General features: G+C 73.4%; 19 protein-coding genes. 12 read left to right on the top strand and 7 right to left on the bottom strand.

Annotated elements, in window-relative coordinates:
- Window positions 1–19 precede the first annotated feature (19 nt).
- Entirely contained in the window at window positions 20–1,492 is a 1,473-nt protein-coding gene (locus ACRWK8_RS07815; protein ID WP_431869246.1) for a bifunctional phosphatase PAP2/diacylglycerol kinase family protein, read from the bottom strand.
- Window positions 1,493–1,810: 318 nt separating this feature from the next.
- Between ACRWK8_RS07815 and ACRWK8_RS07810 the strand changes: the two genes are divergently transcribed.
- From ACRWK8_RS07810 to ACRWK8_RS07775, 8 genes are all read left to right on the top strand, one after another.
- Window positions 1,811–2,134 (top strand): hypothetical protein, encoded by a 324-nt coding sequence (locus tag ACRWK8_RS07810; RefSeq protein WP_378741922.1) that lies wholly within the window; start codon window positions 1,811–1,813, stop codon window positions 2,132–2,134.
- Between the two features lie 137 nt (window positions 2,135–2,271).
- Window positions 2,272–3,729, top strand: coding sequence for a hypothetical protein (locus ACRWK8_RS07805; RefSeq protein WP_431869244.1), 1,458 nt, complete (start codon window positions 2,272–2,274; stop codon window positions 3,727–3,729).
- A 40-nt stretch (window positions 3,730–3,769) separates the two neighbouring features.
- Entirely contained in the window at window positions 3,770–5,806 is a 2,037-nt protein-coding gene (locus ACRWK8_RS07800; RefSeq protein ID WP_431869242.1) for a hypothetical protein, read from the top strand.
- Between the two features lie 119 nt (window positions 5,807–5,925).
- Window positions 5,926–7,218 carry an NAD(P)/FAD-dependent oxidoreductase gene (locus ACRWK8_RS07795; RefSeq protein WP_431869240.1) on the top strand — a complete coding sequence of 431 codons (1,293 nt, stop codon included), beginning with the start codon at window positions 5,926–5,928 and terminating at the stop codon, window positions 7,216–7,218.
- On the top strand, window positions 7,212–8,012 hold the full coding sequence (locus ACRWK8_RS07790; protein ID WP_431869238.1) for a DUF1365 domain-containing protein: 801 nt from the start codon (window positions 7,212–7,214) through the stop codon (window positions 8,010–8,012). Before ACRWK8_RS07795 ends, ACRWK8_RS07790 begins: the two co-directional genes overlap by 7 nt.
- Window positions 8,009–9,268, top strand: a complete 1,260-nt coding sequence (locus ACRWK8_RS07785; RefSeq protein WP_431869236.1) for a class I SAM-dependent methyltransferase — start codon at window positions 8,009–8,011, stop codon at window positions 9,266–9,268. The genes ACRWK8_RS07790 and ACRWK8_RS07785 overlap by 4 nt, the downstream gene beginning before the upstream one ends.
- Entirely contained in the window at window positions 9,265–10,578 is a 1,314-nt protein-coding gene (locus ACRWK8_RS07780; RefSeq protein WP_378741907.1) for an SAM-dependent methyltransferase, read from the top strand. The genes ACRWK8_RS07785 and ACRWK8_RS07780 overlap by 4 nt, the downstream gene beginning before the upstream one ends.
- The gene (locus tag ACRWK8_RS07775) at window positions 10,575–11,387 is read left to right on the top strand and encodes a DUF1295 domain-containing protein (protein ID WP_431869234.1); all 813 of its coding nucleotides are present in this window, start codon (window positions 10,575–10,577) and stop codon (window positions 11,385–11,387) included. The genes ACRWK8_RS07780 and ACRWK8_RS07775 overlap by 4 nt, the downstream gene beginning before the upstream one ends.
- Before the next feature lie 186 nt (window positions 11,388–11,573).
- Here ACRWK8_RS07775 and ACRWK8_RS07770 read toward each other — a convergent pair whose 3' ends face one another.
- The gene (locus tag ACRWK8_RS07770) at window positions 11,574–12,359 is read right to left on the bottom strand and encodes an SDR family oxidoreductase (protein ID WP_431869232.1); all 786 of its coding nucleotides are present in this window, start codon (window positions 12,357–12,359) and stop codon (window positions 11,574–11,576) included.
- A 182-nt stretch (window positions 12,360–12,541) separates the two neighbouring features.
- Here ACRWK8_RS07770 and ACRWK8_RS07765 point away from each other — a divergent pair, with 182 nt between their 5' ends.
- Window positions 12,542–13,537 carry an aminoglycoside phosphotransferase family protein gene (locus ACRWK8_RS07765; protein ID WP_431869230.1) on the top strand — a complete coding sequence of 332 codons (996 nt, stop codon included), beginning with the start codon at window positions 12,542–12,544 and terminating at the stop codon, window positions 13,535–13,537.
- On the opposite strand, the gene ACRWK8_RS07760 is transcribed toward ACRWK8_RS07765, so the two are convergent.
- From ACRWK8_RS07760 to ACRWK8_RS07745, 4 genes are all read right to left on the bottom strand, one after another.
- Entirely contained in the window at window positions 13,470–14,705 is a 1,236-nt protein-coding gene (locus tag ACRWK8_RS07760) for an NAD(P)/FAD-dependent oxidoreductase (RefSeq protein WP_431869228.1), read from the bottom strand. The two genes, ACRWK8_RS07765 and ACRWK8_RS07760, sit on opposite strands and share 68 nt — an antisense overlap.
- Window positions 14,706–14,725: 20 nt before the next feature.
- Entirely contained in the window at window positions 14,726–14,923 is a 198-nt protein-coding gene (locus ACRWK8_RS07755; protein WP_378741897.1) for a ferredoxin, read from the bottom strand.
- A gap of 13 nt (window positions 14,924–14,936) precedes the next feature.
- The gene (locus tag ACRWK8_RS07750; protein ID WP_431869225.1) at window positions 14,937–15,833 is read right to left on the bottom strand and encodes a pyridoxamine 5'-phosphate oxidase family protein; all 897 of its coding nucleotides are present in this window, start codon (window positions 15,831–15,833) and stop codon (window positions 14,937–14,939) included.
- A gap of 105 nt (window positions 15,834–15,938) precedes the next feature.
- Window positions 15,939–16,391, bottom strand: coding sequence for a VOC family protein (locus ACRWK8_RS07745; protein ID WP_431869223.1), 453 nt, complete (start codon window positions 16,389–16,391; stop codon window positions 15,939–15,941).
- A 179-nt stretch (window positions 16,392–16,570) separates the two neighbouring features.
- On the opposite strand from ACRWK8_RS07745, the gene ACRWK8_RS07740 reads away from it, so the two are divergent.
- Window positions 16,571–17,125: a CGNR zinc finger domain-containing protein gene (locus ACRWK8_RS07740; RefSeq protein ID WP_431869221.1), complete on the top strand. Its 555-nt coding sequence runs from the start codon at window positions 16,571–16,573 to the stop codon at window positions 17,123–17,125.
- 49 nt (window positions 17,126–17,174) lie between these two features.
- Here ACRWK8_RS07740 and ACRWK8_RS07735 read toward each other — a convergent pair whose 3' ends face one another.
- Window positions 17,175–18,224, bottom strand: a complete 1,050-nt coding sequence (locus ACRWK8_RS07735) for an NAD(P)-dependent alcohol dehydrogenase (protein ID WP_378741888.1) — start codon at window positions 18,222–18,224, stop codon at window positions 17,175–17,177.
- A 235-nt stretch (window positions 18,225–18,459) separates the two neighbouring features.
- Between ACRWK8_RS07735 and ACRWK8_RS07730 the strand changes: the two genes are divergently transcribed.
- Together ACRWK8_RS07730 and ACRWK8_RS07725 are read left to right on the top strand one after the other, a co-directional pair.
- Window positions 18,460–18,843 carry a VOC family protein gene (locus ACRWK8_RS07730; protein WP_378741886.1) on the top strand — a complete coding sequence of 128 codons (384 nt, stop codon included), beginning with the start codon at window positions 18,460–18,462 and terminating at the stop codon, window positions 18,841–18,843.
- Window positions 18,844–18,897: 54 nt separating this feature from the next.
- Complete coding sequence (locus tag ACRWK8_RS07725) at window positions 18,898–20,145, top strand: MFS transporter (protein ID WP_431869218.1); 1,248 nt, start codon at window positions 18,898–18,900, stop codon at window positions 20,143–20,145.
- Window positions 20,146–20,389 lie beyond the last annotated feature (244 nt).

The following is a 20,389-nucleotide window of genomic DNA, read 5'->3' as shown; positions in this document are numbered from 1 at the left end:
CGCCCGGGTCCCGCCGCGCTCAGCCGTGGACCAGCGGCACGAACACCCGCAACGCCGCCGGTCGCTTGCGGAAGACCACCTCGGCCGACCCCTCCACGACCTCGCCGTCCACGGCCAGGAGCCGGGGCTCGTCCGGGATGGCCAGGGTGAGCGACTCGGTCAGCCGCTCGGTGTAGCCGGACCCGGACGTCGCCCCCGCGAACAGCACGTCCGCCAGGGCACGCAACCGGGGGAAGGGCGAACGCGCGCACAGCACCCGCACGTCCAGCCGCCCGTCGTCCAGGTGCTCCCGCAGAGCGGGCACCCGGGCGTGGGTCCGGTACCGGCAGTTGCCCACGAACGCCCACCACACCTTCACGGGCCGTCCGTCCACCAGAGCCGGGGTGGGTTGGACCTCCCGCAGGTCGCGCCAGAGGGCCAGAGCGAACGCGGGCCACTTGCCGATCCGGTCCGCCCAGCGGTCGCGCCGCTCCACCATGCGCGGGTACGACCCGAACGACGACGTGTTGAGGAAGACGCGCCCGTCCACCTCGCCCACGTCCACCCGGGCCAGCCGACCGCCGGAGTAGGCGCGCAGGGCGATCTCCACCGAGGTCAGCCCCAGGGTACGGGCGAAGTTGTTCAGAGTGCCGTCCGGCAGCACCAGCAGCGGACGGTCGTGGGCGAGCGCCGCCGTGGCCCCGGCGTTGACGGTGCCGTCGCCACCAGCCACCGCGAGCACCGAGGAGTCGCGGGCCGCCTCGTCCATCACCGAGGCGACGTCGTCGTCGGCGGAGAGCGGGACGATCCGTGCCCGGGGCAGTTGGCGGGCCACCCGGGTGGTGGTGTCCGCGGTGGTCAGGGTGGGCACCCCGTTGGCGCCGCCGCGCGGGTTGACCACCACGGTCACCCCGGCGCCCTCCTGGTCCACGTCCGCCTCTCCCACGGGGGTCGTACTCGCCCCGAAGACGAGCTCCGGACGCGGTGGCAGGAGCGCGCGGGAGAGCAGGGCGGACACGGCGCCGATCGCGACTCCGCCGAGCACGTCACCCGGGTAGTGGACCCCGCTGTGCACGCGGGAGAAGCCCACGGCGCCCGCCATCGCGGACACCAGCAGGGACAGCGGCAGGGGCGCGTCGGAGACGACCCCGCCCGCGTAGCCCACCGCGGCGGCGGTGTGCCCGGAGGGGAACGAGGAACTGACGTAGGAACGGTAGGGGACCCGGGCCGCGGGAACCGCCGAGCTGTCCGGGCGGGGGCGGCGCGCCAGGTACTTGACCGCGGTGGCTCCGGCGTTGGCGATCCCGGCGGCGGCGATCGCCCGCAGCGCGGTGCGGCGCAGGCGCGGGCCGCCCGTGACGGCGAGCGTGGCCGAGACCAGGACCCACGGCGCCATGTTGTCGGTGCTCTGCACGAACTTCGGCGTGTACCCGTCCAGGTGGGGGGTCCCCACCCTGGTCACCCGGTCATAGAGGCGCTGGTCGAGGCGTTGGAGTCGAGGGAACAGTCTCATGGGCCCCAGCCTGGTGGTCACCGGATGAGTTGTCCATAAGGCGCGCTTCGCCCGTGATGCGGTCGGAGCCGGAATGGTGCCCGGGGGTGACGACTGGGGAAGGGCCGTCGCCCCCGGGCGCACGGCAGGCGGTTCGCGCACCGCCGGAACTCCCGTGGTCCCGTTCTGAGGCTAGCCGGTTCCGTTCGGCTTGGGGTGGGATCCCCGTCACTGTCCGAGGTCACCCCTGTATGGCCGGTTCCGGCCCGGGGGAGGACGTTTCGGAGGCGGGCCCGGAGAGTAGGTCTTCGGGCGTCCCCCCTTTGAGGAAAGGCGCCCATGTCCACCACTGAGACCCCCGACCAGATCCACGTCGTGGTCCTGCACTCGGAGCAGCCGCTCACCGTCGACCTCACCGAACTCCACCCTGACTGCCGGGTCACCGTGCTCACCGACGGCGCTCCGGGCGCGGTCGGCGAGGGGATCGACCCCCCGGACGTCGTGTCCATGCCCCGCGCGGAGTGGGCCGACCAGCTCGCCCGGTGGGCCCGGGGCGGCGAGGTGGACGTGGTCAGCAGGGACGCGTCCTGCCAGGACGTGTGCGCCGAACTACGCGCGGGGCTGGGGCTGGACGCCCGTCCCGCCGCCCCCGCCGACCACTGATCCCGCGTCCCGCGGGTCCCCGGGGCCCGGGGACCCGGGTGAGGCCTCCGCCGCCGCTGCTAGGTTGTCGTTCGCGCGACGGACGGTCGGGTCCGGGTACACGAGGCTGCGGACCGTGGCCGAGGAACGGGTGAGCGATGGACGAGCAGGCGGGCACCGCGCGCCCGCGTCGGCCGCCGCGCGTTCTCGGCCGCCGCCCTCCCGTCATCGTGGCCCTCTGCGGTGGCCTGGCCGTCGCACTCGTCGCGGTGCTGACCTGGGCGCTCACCCCTCCGCGCGTGATCCACGCGGTCGCCTCGGGCGACCCCGGCGCACCACCGGCCGTCCCCTCCGGAGTCGACCGTGTGGGATGGACCTGGAAGCCCCCGCCGGGCGTACGGGTGGAGCACGTGGCGGCCGGGCCGCACGGGCCGGTCCTCGTGCTGTCGGACGGGGTCGTCGCCCTCGACGGACCGAGCGGGGAGGAGCTGTGGACCTATCGCGATCCGCGCGGCTGGGACGCGGAGGTGCGCCTCTTCGAGGACGTCCTCCTTCTGACCCACGACCTCGGGGAGGGCGCCGTGACAGCCACCCCGCTGGACCCCGCGACCGGCGAGATCACGGGTGGTGGACGACGCCTGGAGGAGATGGCGGGGTACGCCCGGTCGACCACCCTCCACGCCTACCGCGACCGCGACGGGGCCGGGGGAGTCCGGGCGCGGGTGTTCGACCGGACGGCGACCGGCCCCGGCGGGACACGGTGGACCTTCGTTCCCCGGGGGAAGGGCCTGTTCTGCGAGTTCCAGCGTGACACGTGGCCGACGACCGATCCCGGCACGGGAGACGGTCGGGTCGTGGTCGCCCACACCTGCGCGGACGCGCGGGAGTACGAGGAGAGGACGCTCCAACCAGCCCGGCCGCGCGCTGCCGCTGACGGCTCCGACATCCTCGCCCACGGGGGAGGACTGGAGTCGGCGGTCGCCACCGTCACCGCCCTCGACCTCGCCAGCGGCGCGGAGGTGTGGCGGCACGAGCATCCGGTCCGCGACTCGTGGGCCCGCGTCGACCTCGGTCCCGTGGAGGGCGCGGCACTCCCCGAGGGTGCGGCGCGCGCCCTCGTCCTCCGGGCCGACGCCGAGCTGTACCTGCTCGACCCGCGCTCCGGAGAACCCCTGGGCCACCCCGAGGAGGCTCGCGACTCCCAGGGGCGGTTCGGTCCCCGGGTGGAGCGGGTCCTCCGCGCCGACACCGGCGGCACGGTCATCGCCGTGGAGGGCCGCTACCCCGGGAGCGGGGAGCCCTTGGAGGTCCTCACCTCGGACCCCGAAGGCGCGGTGACCGCGCGGGTGACGCTCGACCTCGACGGCCCGACCCCCGCACTCCTCGACCTCGCGGTCGTCCTCGACGACGCGCTCCTGATCCCGTACGCGGACCGTGAGAACGGTCAGCGGGGTGTCCACTCCTTCGCGTTGGCCGCCGGTGACCTCGGTGGGGAACGCGTGGCGGTCGGTCCACCCGCGAACGACGTGCCCGGGGAACACCGGCTGGTCGCCGTTCCCGGCGCCGTGGTCTCCTATGGCACCGGCGCGGCCGACGTCCACGGCCTGGTGCCCTGACCCCCGTCCATCCTCCAGAGAACAGCAGTGAGAAGAACCCGTGAGTACCACCTCCACGACGCAGGACTCCGCCCGCGCGGGCGCCGCACCAGACCAGGGAAACCGGACCGAGCGCCTGCGGGAGGTGGCGGGCTGGGCCGGGTTCGGGCTGCTCCTCGGGACCGTTCCGACCGCCTTCCTCGTCCTGCGGCGGTTGGAGGGCAGCGGCTTCGGCCCGGAGCTGCTGGTCCCGGCGGAGGGGCGCGGCGTCTGGCAGATTCCGGTCCTGATCGCCGTCGTGGTGGCCGTCAGCCTCCTCCGCCGGGACCGTCGGGAGCCGAACCCGAACCCGGACCCGGACCCGGAGGGGCCGGTCACCCCCGGCTTCCCCTTCCTCCTCGGATCCGCCCTGGTGGTCCTGCTGCTCGTCCTCTGGACGCACCTGCCCCGGGCCTCGTTCGTGTTCACCGCCGGGCTCTTCGACGTGGGGTACGGCGTTCGACCGGCGGAGGCGGCGCTCTGGGGGATCGGTCTCCCGCCGCTGCTCGGCCTCGTCCTGCTGCTGGTCTCCCACCGTTGGCCCCGGACCCGCACACGATCCCGGCGCTGGTGGCTGACACCGCTCGCGGTCGGCGCGTCACTGGCGCTGCTCGCCGACCCCGCCGTGCGGGCGCTGTCCGAACACGTCCCCACCCGGCACTCCGTCCTGGACGGGTCCCCGGCGGACCCCGCCCCCTACCCCGCCTCCGTCGAACGGCTGGGCTGGGAGTGGCGGCCACCGGAGGGGACCGCGGTGGCCGACGTCGAACGCGGCCCGCTCGGACCCGTCGTCGCGACCACGGACGGCGTGTTCGGTCTGGACGGTGCCACCGGCGGGGAACTGTGGAGCTACCGGCGTCCGCGCGGCGACGTCCTGGTCACCCTGCATCCGGGCGCCGACCGCGCTCAGGTGATCCTCCGCTCGCGGGAGTCGTTGGGCAGGGGGATCCCGGCCGAGGACCCGTTGCGAGGTGGCGACGTGGTGCTCCTGGACACGGCCACGGGAGGAGTCGTCGACGCGTTCGAGACCGACACCGTCGCGTCGCGGAACGCGCACGACCACTCCCTGCCCGGGCTCCGGCTGTCGATCCGCGACGACTACGACGGTGTCGGCCTCGGTGTCCGCGCGGAGGGGGGCACCGACCACCTGTGGTGGTTCACGCTGGAGGACGAACCCGGAGCGGTCGAGGACGGCATGGTCTGCGGGACCGACGAACTCCGGTTGCGCTCCGACACGTGGGGGGAGAACCTCCTGGTCCAGGGTGACCAGCTGTTGCTCTCCTACCGCTGCGCCGACCCCGCCGACTTCGAGGACGAACGGGAGGCGAGGGAACACCTCGACCGCGACGACGACCGGTTCGTCTCCCACCTGCTCGCCCTGGACCTGTACACCGGCGAGGAGAACTGGCGCCGTACCTGGGACGCCTCCGACGGAGCGACGTCCTCGTGGGTGGCGCTGAGCGACGGCGGCCCGGCCCTGAACCCCGGGGCCGCCCCGGCCGTGGTGGTGTGGAGCCTGGTGGAGCGGGCGCACGTGGTCCTGGACGCCGAGGACGGGTCGGACGTCATGGTGGCCGATCCGGACGGCCTCCTGTCGACGGTCGCGCACGCGGACACCGGTGGCGCGGTGACGGCCAGGACCGAGCGGGGGACCGACCACCAGGGGGCGGAACGGGACGACACCGTCCTGGAACGCCTGGACCCGTCCGGTGAGGTCGTCGAGGTGGTGCGTCTGCCCGCCCCCGACCGGACCGGAGGACACACCGACGCCCCGACCGGCTCCCCGGTGGCCCTGACGGGCGGGGCGGCCCTGGCCTTCGTCGGAGTGGAGGAGGCACGGAATCGGGGAGACCTCTCCCTGACGACCGCGCCCTTCCGGAGTTCCGACCCGGGGCCGGGCGAACCGACCACGGGTGTCGCCTCGTTGGTCGGCGGCAAGGAGCGCTGGAAGTACCAGCTCAAGTGGGAGGCGAGCTGGCCCCGGGCGGAGGTGGTCCCCGGCGCGGTGGTCTCCTACCTGAGCGAGGAGGGCTCCGCTGTGTACGGCTGGCTGCCGTAACCCCCGGGTCGTGCCCTCTCGTATTCCGTGAATCTTTTTTTCCCAACTACCACCAATCCGCTCCGCGACCTGCTCCGAATCACCTGTGTCAGCCAGACACCTGATTCGCGAGAGGACGCATGAGCACACACCACCAGAGGCGTCGCGCGGTCGCGGTCATCGGCAGCGGCGTCTCCGGACTGACGGCCGCGTACGTCCTCGGCCAGCATGACGACGTCACGCTCTTCGAGGCCGACGACCGCCCGGGCGGCCACGCCCACACCCACCGACTCGCCGGGGACGACGGCGGCGAAGTGGGTGTGGACTCCGGGTTCATCGTGCACAACCGCCGCACCTACCCCCACCTCCTGCGGCTCTTCGGCGAACTGGGCGTGACCACCCGGCCCACCGAGATGAGTCTCTCGGTGAGCTGTGAGGGCTGCGGGTTGGAGTACGCGGGCGCGCGGGGCCCGCGCGCGCTGTGGCCGAACCGGTCCCGCCGCCGTGCCGACCACGTCCGTATGCTCCTCGACATCCCGCGCTTCCACAGCGCGGCCCGTCGCCTGACCGCGACGGCCCGGCGGGTCGACCCCGAGGGCACGGTGGTCGGTCCGACTCTGGGGGAGTTCGCGGACCGCCACGGCTTCTCCCCCTTCTTCACCGCGCACTTCCTCCTGCCGTTGGTGTCGGCGGTCTGGTCCTGCCCGGCCGGAACCGCCCTGGACTACCCGGCCCGCCACCTGTTCGGATTCCTGGAGCACCACGGCATGCTCGGGATCTGGGGGTCCCCGCGCTGGCGCACCGTGGAGGGCGGCTCCCACACCTACGTGGAACGGGTGCTGGCGGGCCTGCACTCCGTCCGCCTGGGCACACCCGTGCGGGCCCTCTCCCGCGACGAGAACGGGGTGCGGCTGAGCACCGACACCGAGGTGCTGGAGTTCGACGCAGCCGTGATCGCCACCCACGCCGACCAGGCCCTGGCGCTCCTCGACCGCCCCTCCGCCGACGAACGGGAGATCCTGGGCGCCTTCACCTACACACGCAACCGCACCCTTCTGCACACCGACACCACGGTCCTGCCCTCGGACCGGGCCACCTGGGCGTCCTGGAACCACCGGCTGACCTCCTGCGACCCGGACGGCTCGCCCGTGCGGGTCAGCTACCACATGAACCGGCTCCAGGGCCTGCCCGACGGCACCGACTACGTGGTCACGCTCAACGCCGACGACGGTGTCACGCCCGACCGCGTGGTGGCGGCCATGGACTACTCCCACCCCGTCTTCACCCCGGAGTCGGTGGCGGCGCAGCGGAGACTGCGTTCCCTGGACACCCCCGTCCTCGCCTTCGCCGGGGCCCACCACGGCTGGGGCTTCCACGAGGACGGCTGCCGTTCCGGGGTCGAGGCGGCCGCCGCCCTGGGGAGGCGGTGGTGATCCCCGCCCTGTACGAGGCCACGGTGCGGCACGCCCGCGCCGAGCCGGTCCGACACGCCTTCGCGCACCGCACGTACTACTGGCTGATCGACCTCGACGCCCCGCCCCGCCTCCCGTGGCCGCTGCGCGCCCTGGCCGGGTTCCACCCCGCCGACCACGGCGACGGCCGTGCGGCGACGCTGCGCTCGGACATGGTCCTCTACCTGCGCGAACACGGGATCGATCTGGGCGGCGGCCGGGTGGTCATGCTCGCGCACGCCCGGGTGTTCGGTCACGTCTTCAACCCGCTGACCGTCTACTGGTGCCACGACCCCGACGGTGCTCCGCGCGCGGTGGTCGCGGAGGTGCACAACACCTACGGCGACCGCCACCGCTACCTCCTCCACCCCGACAGTCGGGGACGGGCCACGGTGCCCAAGGCCCTGTTCGTGTCCCCGTTCAACGGGGTCGACGGCGAGTACCGGCTCAGCCTGCCCGAACCGGACGAGCGGCTCGCGCTCACCGTCGCCCTCCACCGTGAGGGCCACCCTCCCTTCACGGCGTCCGTGCACGGGCGTCGCCGCCCCGCGACCCTCGCCCAACTGCTCCGCCTGTCCGCCCGCCACCCGTGGGCGCCGCTGGTCAACGCGGTCCGCATCCGGGTCCACGGGATCCGGCTCCACCTGCGCGGCCTCCCCTTCCGGCCACGCCCCGAACCCGTCGGACCCCGCACCGGGGAGCACGAGCCCTCCCCACCTGCCCCCGGTGCCCGACTCAGTCCCGGCAGTCCCCGAACACGAGGAACACGACCATGACCGCGACCAGTCCCCACCCGCCCGGTGCCGTCGACCCGCACCGATGGCCCGACGTGGCCAGAGTCCCGCGCGGCCCGCTGCGCACCGCCGCGGCCCGCCTGCTCACCGCCCGCGCCGTCCCGGCGGTGGGGATCCGCACGCACGTCGGCCCCACGGCGCCGCCCGCCGAACTCACCGAGGGAGACGACCCCGTCCTGTGGCTGCGCGATCCCGACGCGTTCCACGCCCGCCTGGCCCACGACGGCCTCATCGGGTTCGGGGAGTCGTACATGGCGGGGGAGTGGGACTCCCCCGACCCCGTCGCCGTGCTCACCCGCTTCGCCCAGCACTACGAGGAACTGGTCCCCCGGCCGCTCCAACCGCTGCGCCACCTCACCCTGCCCCGCCGCCCCGCCTCGGACCGCAACACCCGTGCCGGGGCCCGTCGCCACATCAGCCACCACTACGACCTGTCCAACGACCTCTTCGCCCTCTTCCTCGACCGCACCATGACCTACTCCTCGGCGCTGTTCACCGACGACGACCCGCGTGACGCCGACGGCCTGGCCCGGGCCCAGGCGCGCAAAACCGACCGGCTCCTGGACGCCGCGGGAGTCGGGGAGGGCACCCGGCTGCTGGAGATCGGTACCGGCTGGGGTGAACTGGCCGTGCGCGCCGCACGCAGGGGCGCCCACGTCACGTCCCTCACCCTGTCCACCGAGCAGCGCGACCTCGCCCGTGAACGTGTGGCCGCCGAGGCGCTGTCCGACCGGGTCTCCATCGAGCTGCGCGACTACCGGGACGCCACCGGCACCCACGACGCGGTGGTCAGCTGCGAGATGGTCGAGGCGGTCGGTGAACGCTACTGGCCCGACTACTTCACCGCGCTGGACCGTCTGGTCCGGCCGGGCGGAAGGGTCGCCCTCCAGACCATCACCATGGAACACCGCCTCATGCGGGCCTCCCGGGGGTCCTACACCTGGATGCACAAGTACGTGTTCCCGGGCGGCCTCATCCCCTCGGTGACCGCCATCAGCGAACAGCTCGCCGCCCGGACCAGCCTGCGGATCACCGACCGCCTCGCCTTCGGCCGCGACTACGCCGACACCCTGCGCGTGTGGCGCGAGACCTTCTCCGGAGCGGCGGAACAGGTGCGTTCGCTCGGCTTCGACGACACCTTCCGCCGCATGTGGACCTTCTACCTCTCCTACTGCGAGGCCGGGTTCCGGTCCGGCCTCATCGACGTCGAACAGATCGCCATGGAGCGTGCCGCATGACGACCACCCACCCGCGCCCCCGGGGCGTCGCCCACCTGCTCGGCCCCCTGGTCGCCGCCTTCCTCAACGGGGTCCTCCCGGTCCGGCTCCGCGCCTGGGACGGCAGCGAGACCGGGCCGCACGACGCGCCACGCGTCACCGTCCGCGACCGTGACGCGCTGAGGCACGTCCTGGCCCGCCCCGGCGAACTCGGGCTGTCCCGCGCCTACGTCACCGGAGGCATCGAGGTCGAGGGCGACCTCACCGACGCGCTGCGCCGTGTGTGGGCGTCGGTCGGGACGCACGGCACCTCGGTTCCCGGCCCGCGCACCTGGGCGAGGATCGCGCGCACCGCCGTGGTCCTAGGCGTGATGGGACCGCCGCCACCCCCTCCGGCCTCGGAGGCCCGCGTGAGGGGACGACGCCACTCCCGGGAGCGCGACGCCGCCGCGATCTCGCACCACTACGACGCGGGCAACGACCTCTACGAGCTGCTGCTGGACGAGACCATGGCCTACTCGTGCGCCCTGTGGGACGACGAGGACCCGGGACAGAGCCTCGCCGACGCCCAGCGCGCCAAACTCGACCTCATCTGCGACACCCTCCGTCTGCACAAGGGGGACCGGCTGCTCGACGTCGGATGCGGCTGGGGGTCGCTCACCCTGCACGCCGCCCGGTGGTACGGGGCCCACGTCTCGGCGCTCACCCTGTCCGCACGGCAGCGGGACCACGTGCTCGCGCGTGCCGAGGAGGAGGGGCTCGAACAACTGGTCGACGTGCGCCTGCTGGACTACCGCGACGTCGAGCCCGACACCTTCGGTCCCGGCGGTTTCGACGCTGCCGCCTCCGTGGAGATGGGTGAGCACGTGGGCCGCGACGGCTACGCGCCGTTCGCCCGCCGACTCCACGACCTGCTGCGCCCCGGAGGCTCGCTCCTGGTCCAACAGATGTCCCGGCGCGGGCCCCACCCCGGCGGAGGCCCCTTCATCGAGCGCTACGTCGCGCCCGACATGCACATGCGCCCGCTCGGTGAGACCGTCGGCCTCCTGGAGGAGGCGGGTCTGGAGGTGCGGGGCGTCCGGGCGCTGCGGGAGCACTACGTGCGCACCGCCCGCGCCTGGTCGGACGAGCTGGAGCGCCGCACCGACGAGATGGTCGCCCTCGCCGGACCGGAGGCCGCCCGGGTGTGGCGTCTCTACCTGGCCGGTGGGTCACTGGCCTTCGAGGAGGGACGCATGGGCGTCGACCAGATCCTGGCGGTCCGGCCGGACCCGGTGGTCCGGAACGAGACCGGGACGGACCGCGGCGCCGGGGCGGTGCCGATCCGATGACGGACCTCACGGCCTTCCTGGCCAACCTCGCGGTGACCGCCGTCGTGGTGGGCGCGGTCATGCTCACCACCTTCGCGGTGGCGGTCCGTGTCGGCCGCCACGCCGTCGTGGACGTCGCCTGGGGGCTCGGCTTCGCCGGGGTGGCCGTGTCCACCGCCGCGGTCGCCACCGCCACGGGGACCGGTGACCCCCTGCGGAACTGGCTCCTGGCCGCCCTCACCTCGGTGTGGGGCGTACGCCTGGCCGTCCACATCGGTCTGCGCGGCCGTGGAAAGGGTGAGGACCCCCGGTACGCGCGGTTCCTCTCCCACGCCCCCGGCAACCGGAACCTCTACGCCCTGAGGGTGGTCTACCTGCTCCAGGGGTCGATCCTCCTGCTGGTCTCGCTCCCGTTGCAGGTCGCCGCCCACACCGCCGGTCCCCTGGGCTGGGTGGCGTTCCTGGGTGTGGTGGTCTGGCTCACCGGGTTCGCGTTCGAGTCCGTCGGCGACGCCCAGCTCGCCCGGTTCAAGGCCGACCCCGCCAACCGGGGCCGGATCATGGACCGGGGACTGTGGGCCTGGACCCGCCACCCGAACTACTTCGGCGACGCCGTCGTGTGGTGGGGCCTGTTCCTGGTCGCAGCCGGGTCCTGGTGGGTCCTGCTCACCCTGCCCGCGCCCCTGCTGATGACCTACCTGCTCACGCGGGGTTCGGGACAGCGACTGCTCGACGAGCACATGTCCGGCCGACCCGGCTGGTCGGAGTACGTCGCGCGGACGAGCGCCTTCGTTCCCCTGCCCCCGAGGAGGGCGACCGCACGGGAGTGAGCCCGACGCCAGGGACGATCGGGCTCGCCCGGGAACGCGGAACCCCCGGCCGGAAGGTGTGGAGTGGCCCCGGCCGGGGGCGGTGCGGACGACGGGCGGGTCAGGCGGACCCGTCGCGCGGGGTCTCGTCGATGGCGGGGGAGGGGCGGCCGTGTCCCGCCCCTCCCCGTGCGTACGGTCCCGGACTCAGACCGACGGGATCTGGCCGCCGTCGACCCGGACGACCGAACCGTTGACGTACGCGGCCTGCCTGCTGGCCAGGAACGCGGCCACCGCGCCGTACTCCTCCGGGTCGCCGTAGCGGCCCGCGGGGACCGTCGCCCGGCCCTTGGCCTGGGTCTCCTCCAGCGACAGGCCCTCCCGCTCGGCGCGGGCACGGTCCAGCGACTCCACGCGCGGAGTGGCGATCCGGCCGGGGACGATGACGTTGGCGGTCACCCCGTCGGCGGCCACCTCGTTCGCGACCGTCTTGGACCAGGAGTGCAGTGAGGCGCGCAGGGTGTTGGACACCCCCAGGTTCGGGATGGGGGTGATCGGTCCGCCCGACGTGCTGGTGATGATCCGGCCCCAGCCGCGCTCGCGCATGCCGCCGACGACGGCGTCGGTCAGCCTGATCACCGGGAGCACCATCGCCGCGTACATGTCCTCCCACAGCGCCGGGTCCTGACCGAGCGCGGGGGTGGGCGGCGGGCCGCCCGTGTTGTTGACCAGGATGTCGACCGGGCCCAGCGCGTCGACCACGTGGGCCGCGACCTCACCGGCGCGCCCGTGGTCGGCCAGGTCCCAGACGACGCCCACCGCGTCCACCCCGTGGGCGCGGCACGCCTCGACCGTCGAGTCGAGACGCTCCTTGTCGCGGCCGGTCACGGCGACCCGGACCCCCTCGGCGGCCAGCGCGACGGCCATCGCGCGGCCCAGCCCCGAGCTGGCCGCGGTCACGAGCGCGACCTTGCCAGCGATTCCCAGATCCATGGTTCTCCTCAGACTTCCTACGTGTGCTGACGGCATCTTGGCAGCAAGGGGGAGACCTGGGACACGCGGGGGCCTGGTCAACGGGGGAGCGGTGGCCGTACCCGGTCCCGATACGCTGGCCGCAGAGATCCCTCCTCCGGCTGGCCCGGCAGGCCAGCCCACTCCCAGAAGGGCGGCCTCCCATGAGTGAGCCGCAGGTCATCGAGGTACCCGACGCCCTGGTCGCCTCCCACACCAAGGCCGGTGACGAGTTGAGTCGCGCCTGGATCGCGGGTCTGCCCGCGCAGGTGACGGATCTGCTCGACCACTGGGATCTGGAGCGCGAGGGGAGCGTCGTCTCCGGCCAGGCCGCGCTGGTGGTGCCGGTGCGCCGCGCGGACGGCTCCCCAGCGGTGCTCAGGCTCCAGATGCCCCGGGAGGAGACGACCGCCGCGCTGATCGGTCTGCGGACGTGGAACGGTGACGGTGTCGTGCGGCTGCTCGATCACGACCCGCAGGGCGGAGCTGTGCTGCTGGAACGCCTGGACGGCGCGCGTTCCCTGGCCTCCGTCGCGGACGACGACGAGGCCGTGCACATCCTGGCCGGGCTGATGGCCCGGCTGCACGCCGTCCCGGTGCCCGAGGGCCTGCGCGGCCTCGGCGAGGTCGCCCGGGACATGCTGGACTCCGTGCCCGCCGCGCTCCTCGCCCTGTCCGACCCCGGGGACCGGCGGCGGCTGCGCCGCTGGGCGGCGGCCGTCACCGAGCTGGTCGAGGAGCCCGGAGACCGGATGCTGCACTGGGACCTGCACTACGACAACGTGCTCGCCGCCGAGCGGGAACCGTGGCTCGTCATCGACCCCGAACCCCTCGTCGGTGATCCGGGCTTCGACCTGTGGCCCGCACTCAACACCGGCTGGGAGGGGCTTCCCGCCGCCGACGTGCCCCGGCTGGTGCGCCGCCGCTTCGACCTCCTGACGGAGGCGCTCGGACTGGACCGCGAGCGCGCGGTCGGCTGGACCCTGGCCCGGTTGCTCCAGAACACGCTGTGGGACGTCGAGGACGGACACACCGCCATCGACGCCTCCCAGACCACCGTGGCGGACGCACTGTCCCGTCCCCCGGGTTCGGTCATCGCGGAGGGAGGTCCGCGCGGTCGGGGGACCGCGCCTGGGCCGACCGCCGCCATTCACGGCTGATCCGCTCGCGGTGGGCGGCCAGGCGGGAGGTGCGGTTCACCGTCAGCGCTCCCACCACCCGCCGCCCCCGGTGGTAGGAGACCTCCAGCCGGTGGCGTTCCGGATCGTGTTCGTGGACCCGTGTCAGGTCACCGAGCTGGGGCAGCCCCACCGATCGGATACGCATCCCGAACTGGTCGGACCAGAAGGAGGGCACGGGTGCGTCCCCCGGGTCCTCCTGGCCGAGCAGCGCTGCGGCGACCGTGTCGGCGTGGTCGACGGCCTCGCTCCAGTGTCCGATGTCCAGGTGCGCGGGGGTCCCGTCGAGGGGCAGGGGGTTCGGCGCGGCCGACGCGTCACCCAGCACCACCACGTCGTGGGCGGGACCGCCGTCGACCGCCAGGGCCCGGCCCCGGCGGTCACGGACGACACCGCCGGAGGCCCCCTCGCGCAGCCGCAGCCCCGACCCTCGGAGCCAGCCTGTGCTCGGCCGCGCGCCCAGGGCCAGCAGAACCGTCCGGGCCCCGACCCGGCTTCCGTCGGAGAGGACGGCCCCCCGAATCGAGCGCTGACCGAGGAACCGCGTCACCGTCGTACCGAGCCGCAGGTCGACCCCGGCCGCTTGCTGGACGCCCGCGAGCACCGAGCCGACCACGGGGCCGACCGCCCGCTCCATGGGGTGGCGGGCCGAACCCACCAGTGTCACCGGAAGGTCCAGGGCCCGCGCCGCCGAGGCGACCTCGGACCCGAGGAAACCGGAGCCGACGACCAGGAGGGGGCCGCCCTCGACCAGGGCTCGGCGCAGCTCCAAGGCGTCCCCTCGGCCGCGCAGTACGTGGATCCCCGACTCGGGCACCGCACCCGGTCCGGACCACGGGCGCGCGGTGGCCCCGGTGGCGATCACCAGCCCGTCGTAGTCCAGGACGGTCCCGTCGCTGAGACGCAGCCGTCGCCCGGTCCGGTCCAGGGCGAGCGCCCGGCGGCCGAGGAGCCACCGGGCCTCCAGGCCGGGCGGGACCGGCAGCGCGGTGTCGGTGACCGAGCGGTCGCCGGTCAGGACCTCCTTGGACAGGACGGGACGGTCGTAGGGGCCGTGGGGCTCCTCTCCCACCAGGGTGAGGTCACCGTCGAAGCCGCGTTCGCGTAGCGCGGTCGAGGCGCGGAGCCCGGCCAGTCCTGCCCCCACCACGACCACGGACCGTGGGCGGATCACGCGGTGCCGCCGTCGAGGGTGATGGCGCGGACCGGGCAGCTGACCACGGCGCGTCGGACCGCCGGTCGCCGCCCGGGGTCGGGGGAGGACTGGTACACCAGCTCCTCGTCGTCGTCGAACGCGAAGACGTCGGGCGCGGCGAAGACGCACTGGCCGTGGCTCTCGCACACCGTGGTGTCGACGTGAACCCGCATCGGAGGGCTCCCTTCACTGGGCCGGGGCGACCGGCGGGTTGAACTTCGAGTACTGGGGCGGGGCGTCGGAGAGCAGACCCCCGGAGGAAACCGAGACGACGTGGTGGACGGTGAACTCGACCGTGCGGTCGCCGGGACCCGCTCCCCACAGCACACGGGCGGCCCCGGTGATCCGGAGCAGGCCGCCGCTCTCCCAGTCCGGGACGAGGAGGCCGGCCCGGGAATCCAGCCACAGGTTGCCCAGGGTGGTGAACATGGCGTTGCCGACGTAGTCGGGCCAGCTGAGCAGGGTGGGGGAGTGGACCCTCAGGAATCCGGGCGCCCCGCCCCGGTGGTTGGCGTCCGCGCCGGCGGAACCGTCGGTGGTGGCGACGAAGAAGGTGTCGGCACGACCGACCAGGTTCGCCTGGGCGTCGGTCAGACCGTCTCCTTCGACGACGGCTCCGTCCGCGCACGGGGCCGGGGACGGTGAGCGTTTCTGGATGTACTTGGGGCAGTTGGCGAAGACCTGCGCGACCCGTAGGCGCCACCCGCTTCCGTTCGGGAGCGGGGAGGACGTGCCGTTGATCCTCATGCGCCGCCGGGTGGCGGGTTCGAGGGCGAGGGCGCCGATGGTCGCGGGGCCCCGGCCGAGCACGTCGGCCAGGGGGTCGTCGGGCGGGGGGAGTGCGTCGACGTCGAGTGTTCCTCTGTCGTGGACGCGCAGGAAGCCGGGCGCACCGGTGAGCAGGGAACACCACACGCGGCCCCGGGCGTCGGCCGTACCCGCGACGAGCCACCGCTGGGTGGCGAGGAAGTCCGCCGCGACGTCGGGGATCTCCGTGTGGAGCGCCCCTTCCGCGACGGCGGCCCGCTCGGTGAGCGCGGCTCTGCGCTGGACCGTGAGCTCCCCCGAGTGGTAGGCGGCCATGCCGTTCTCCTGTCCGGGAACCGGCGCGGGGCGCAAGAGGGCGCCGCGCCGGCTCCGAGGTTCGATCGGTGGGTGGGGAGAGGGGACCGGAAGGGAGGGTGGGGCCTAGAAGAAGCCGCAGGTGGGGGCGGAGGAGACGGGGGCCTTCGCGTCCCCGGCGCCGGTGGGGGCGTAGATCTCCAGCCGGATGCCGTCGGGGTCGTGGAAGAAGATCCCGCCGGAGGAGGAGTCCTCACCGTGGGGGACCACACCGTCATAGGCGAAGTCCACCCCGACCTCCCGGAGGTCGGCCTCGGCTCGACGGACCTCCTCGACCGTCTCCACCTGGAAGGACAGGTGGTGGAGCCCGGCGGCGTCCCTATGGAAGCCCTGGGTGCCCTGCTGCCAGAGGGTGAGGACCAACCGCCCCTCGCGGCCGAGGAAGACGAACTCGCGGCCCCTCTCCGTGCCCTCCCCCTGGACCTCGAACCCGAAGACGCGCACGTAGAAGTCGCGTGAGCGCCGGATGTCGGTGACGTTCAGGCCCACGTGGCCGGTCTGGAGCGTGGTCGGCGCCATGGCGCACCCCTCTCTCGGTCGGGGGCGTCGCCCCCTCTTTAACCCTTGAAAGGGACTTTAGGGGTTAGTATGAAGATCGTCAACCGTTCAAGTGAACGTGAAAGGTTAGATGTGGTGCTTGGTAGTATCCCGTCCGACCCCTACGGCACAGCCGGGGACGACGAGGGAGAGGGGAAGCTATGCCGGACCGGACGCCCCGACGGCGCCCGCTCCTCAAGGAGCCCGTCTCCGTCGACCTGGTCAACACCCGGTGGATCGAGGACGGCGCGCACCAGGACCTCCTCGACAGCGCCGAGGGGCTCACCCAGTGGCTGGAGGAGAGCGGTCTCGCGGCCCGGTTCGAGGCGGGACCCGAAGCCCTCGACCACCTCCTGCGCGCCCGGGAAGCCCTCGCCCGACTGCTGGAGGAGCCCCGGGACACCCACGCCACCTCCGACCTCAACGCGGTCCTGGCGCACGGCAGGGTGATCCGCAACCTCTCCGAGGGTCACGCCGCCAGCACCGTCGAGTTCGACGCCCCGGCGTGGGGTCCCGCCTGGACCGCCGCCGCCGACTTCCTCGACCTGCGCGCGCGCCCCGACCGCATCCGAGGTTGCGCCAACCCCGCGTGCGTCCTGCACTTCTTCGACACCTCGAAGAACGGCACCCGCCGCTGGTGCTCCATGGCGGGCTGCGGCAACCGCGCGAAGGCCGCCCGGCACCACGCCCGCGAACGGGCGGTCCGGACGGCCTGACCACGGTGCCCCCGCCCCGGGTGCGACGCCGGGGACGCGCGGCGAGGACTCAGCTCTCGTTGGGCACCACGACCGCGCGGCCGTCGATCTCGCCCGCCTCCAACCTCCGGTACGCCTCCAGGGCGTCCTCCAGGGAGAACAGCTCCACGTCCGGGCGGATCTGCCCCGCCCTGTACATGTCCACCACCTCCCACAGTTCCCCCACGGAACCCCAGTAGGTGTTGGTCAGGTACGACTCGTACGGGTTGGTGAAGAACGAGAACTCGTGGCTGCCGCCCCCGATACCCACGATGCTCACCCGGCCGCCCTGGGCCACGGAGGCCGCGGCCGCCGCCACGGTCGGCCCCGCGCCCACGAAGTCGAAGACCGCGTCCACGCCCCGGCCGCCGGTGAGCTCCCGGACCCGCTCCACCTGGCCCTCCCCGGCCTCGACCGTGATCGCCCCGTTGGCCTCCGCCCGGGCACGCGCCCTCTCCTTGACGTCCGTGGCGATCACCGTCGCCCCGCTGAGGGCCCGCAGGATCTGGACACCGATCTGCCCGAGCCCGCCCAGGCCGATCACCAGCGCGGTCCGGCCCCCGCCCGCCAGGTGCGGAAGGGCGGCCCTGATCGCGTGGTACGGGGTCAGCCCGGCGTCGGCCAACGGAGCCGCGGCCACCGGGTCGGCGTCACCCAACGGGATGAGGTGGCGCTCGGGGACGGTCATGTACTCGGCCATCCCCCCGTCCCGGCCCAGACCCACGGCCAGGTAGGGCATGGTCGCCACGTTCTCGCAGTAGGTCTCCAGCCCCGCGGCGCACTTGCGACAGTGCTGACAGCCGATCGGCCCGTAGACCATGTAGGAGCCACCCACCTGGACACGGTCGCTCACCCCGCTCCCGACGGACTCCACCCAGCCCGCGTTCTCGTGCCCCAGGACGAACGGCGGCTTCTGCGCACCCGGCTGACCCTCCTTGAAGAGGCGGTACACGCTGATGTCGGAGTGGCACGCGCCCGCCCCCGCGACCCGGAGGAGGACCTCCCCGGGGCCTGGCTCCGGCTTGGGGACCTCCGTGAGTGAGGGGAACTCCCCGTAGTTCTCGAACACCACTGCGCGCATGTGCGGTCTCCCCCCGCGTGAGGCGCGGTGCCCGTGCGGGGGCACCGAGGACGGAGCACGCGCGGTGCTCCGGCAGTCCCCGCGAAGCTAACACCGGGCCGATTCCCGCGTCACCCAAGGGGCGTGCACGGAACCGTCCGCATTGTTTGACCCCGATCCGCCGATCCCGCCGATGACTTCCGGGAACGACGCTGGTCAGTACGGGTGAGACACCACGACCTCCAGGGAGGACACCATGTTCGACAGCACGAGGGCCTTCGGGTCCTTCGCGGTCCCCGACGCCGAGACGGCCCGAGCCTTCTACCGCGACACGCTCGGCCTCACCGTCAGGGACGTCCCCGGCATGGAGGAGTACGGACTGCTGGAGATCGACCTCGGCAACGACCGCAGCATCCTCGTCTACCCGAAACCCGACCACCGGCCCGCCGTGTTCACCGTCCTCAACCTCACCGTGGACGACATCGACGCCGCCGTGGACGGGCTGGCCGACCGAGGGGTCACCATGCTCCGTTACGACGACTTCGACCAGGACGAGAAGGGGGTGGTCCGTGGCGGTCGCCCCCTCGTCGCCTGGTTCACCGACCCGGCCGGGAACGTCATCGGCCTCATCCAGGAGTAGGCCCCGGCAGACACAGCGAATCCACGGGGAGGGCGTCCGGGTACCATCGTCCGGATGCCCTCCCCCCGCGTCGACGGCGTCGGCGGACACCCCGGCTTCCGCCGCCTCTGGGCCGGTGCTGTGGTCAGTCAGTTCGGTTCGGCCGTCGGCATGGTGGCCCTGCCCGTCGTCGCCGTCGTCGTGCTGGACGTCAGCGCCTGGCGGGTCTCCCTCCTGGCCGGGATCACCGCGCTGGTCACCGCCCTGGTCTCCTTCCACGTCGGCCGTCTCGTGGAGTACACGCCCAAACGCCCGGTCATGATCGGCGGCGACCTCCTCCGGGCCGTCGCCCTGGCCAGCCTCCCCGTCGCGCACGCCCTCGGGACGCTCACCTACACCCACCTGTGCGTGGTGGCGGCCGTGAACGCGGTGTGCGCCGTCTCCTTCACCGGAGCCTCCCAGGCCCACCTGAGGTCCCTGGTCTCCCCGGCGGGGCTCATCGACGCCAACAGCCGCCTCGAATCCACGCGCTGGCTGAGTGTTTCCGTCGGCCCCGCCCTCGCCGGTGCCCTCATCGCGGCGCTGTCGGCCGTCGGAGCGCTGATCGCCACCAGCGCGGGCTACCTGCTCGGAGCCCTGGCCGTGCGCACCATCCGTGAACCCGAACCCGCACCACCCACACGCCACGCGGCGGGACCCGCACGGCGGGAGGTACGTCGGGAGGAGCTCTTCGCCGGGCTCGGTTTCGTCTGGCACCACCCCACCTTGCGGCCGATCCTGCTCGGCTGGGTCCTGTTCGCCGGGTCCTCCTCGATGGCGGCCCCGCTGACCGCCGTCTTCTACATGCGCGACCTCGGTTTCAGCGTCTTCGAGTACGGACTCCTGATGGGGGTGCCGTCGCTCGGTGGCCTCCTGGGCGCCCGTCTCGTGCCCCGGCTGGTCAGGAGGCTCGGCGTGCTGCGCACTTTGCGCTGGGCCTCGCTGTCGCGTGGACCCTGGTACTTCCTCATCCCCCTCGCGGTTCCCGGCCCCATGGGCCTGCTCATGTGCGGCCTGGGGTTCGGCCTGCTCCTGGTGTTCGCCGCCGCGGCCAACGCGGCCATGGTCGGATATCGGCAGCTGGAGACCCCGGACGCCCTGATGTCCCGGGTGGCCACGCTCTGGGCCTTCGCCACCACGGTCTCGCAGCCGGTGTTCATCGTGGTCGGGGGAGTGGTGGCCAGCCTGATGGACGCGCGGGCGGCGCTCCTGGCCGCCGCGGTGGTGATGGCCCTGGCCGGGTTCCTCCTGCCTCGTGGGGATCGGCCCGTCGACACCGCCTGAGCACCGTTCCGACGGCCGACCATGACCCGCGCGTGGGCGTGCGGGACCGCGGATCCGTGGAGGTCCGGACGCGGCCCCCTGCGCGCGGGGTTCGTTCGGAGAGAACGGGCGACCACTCCGGCCTCGTACGCGTGGGCGTGCGCACGAACGCTTCGCCGGGCCCGGCTGGCGGACACGTGGCCTCGGGCGTGCGGGCCCGACGGTCCAGCCTGGCCCGCACGTGCCGACGCCCCGAGCCGTACGG

The organism is Nocardiopsis eucommiae (genome assembly GCF_965344335.1).
GTDB lineage: Bacteria > Actinomycetota > Actinomycetes > Streptosporangiales > Streptosporangiaceae > Nocardiopsis > Nocardiopsis eucommiae.
This window is presented reverse-complemented; position numbering and strand designations above follow the sequence as displayed.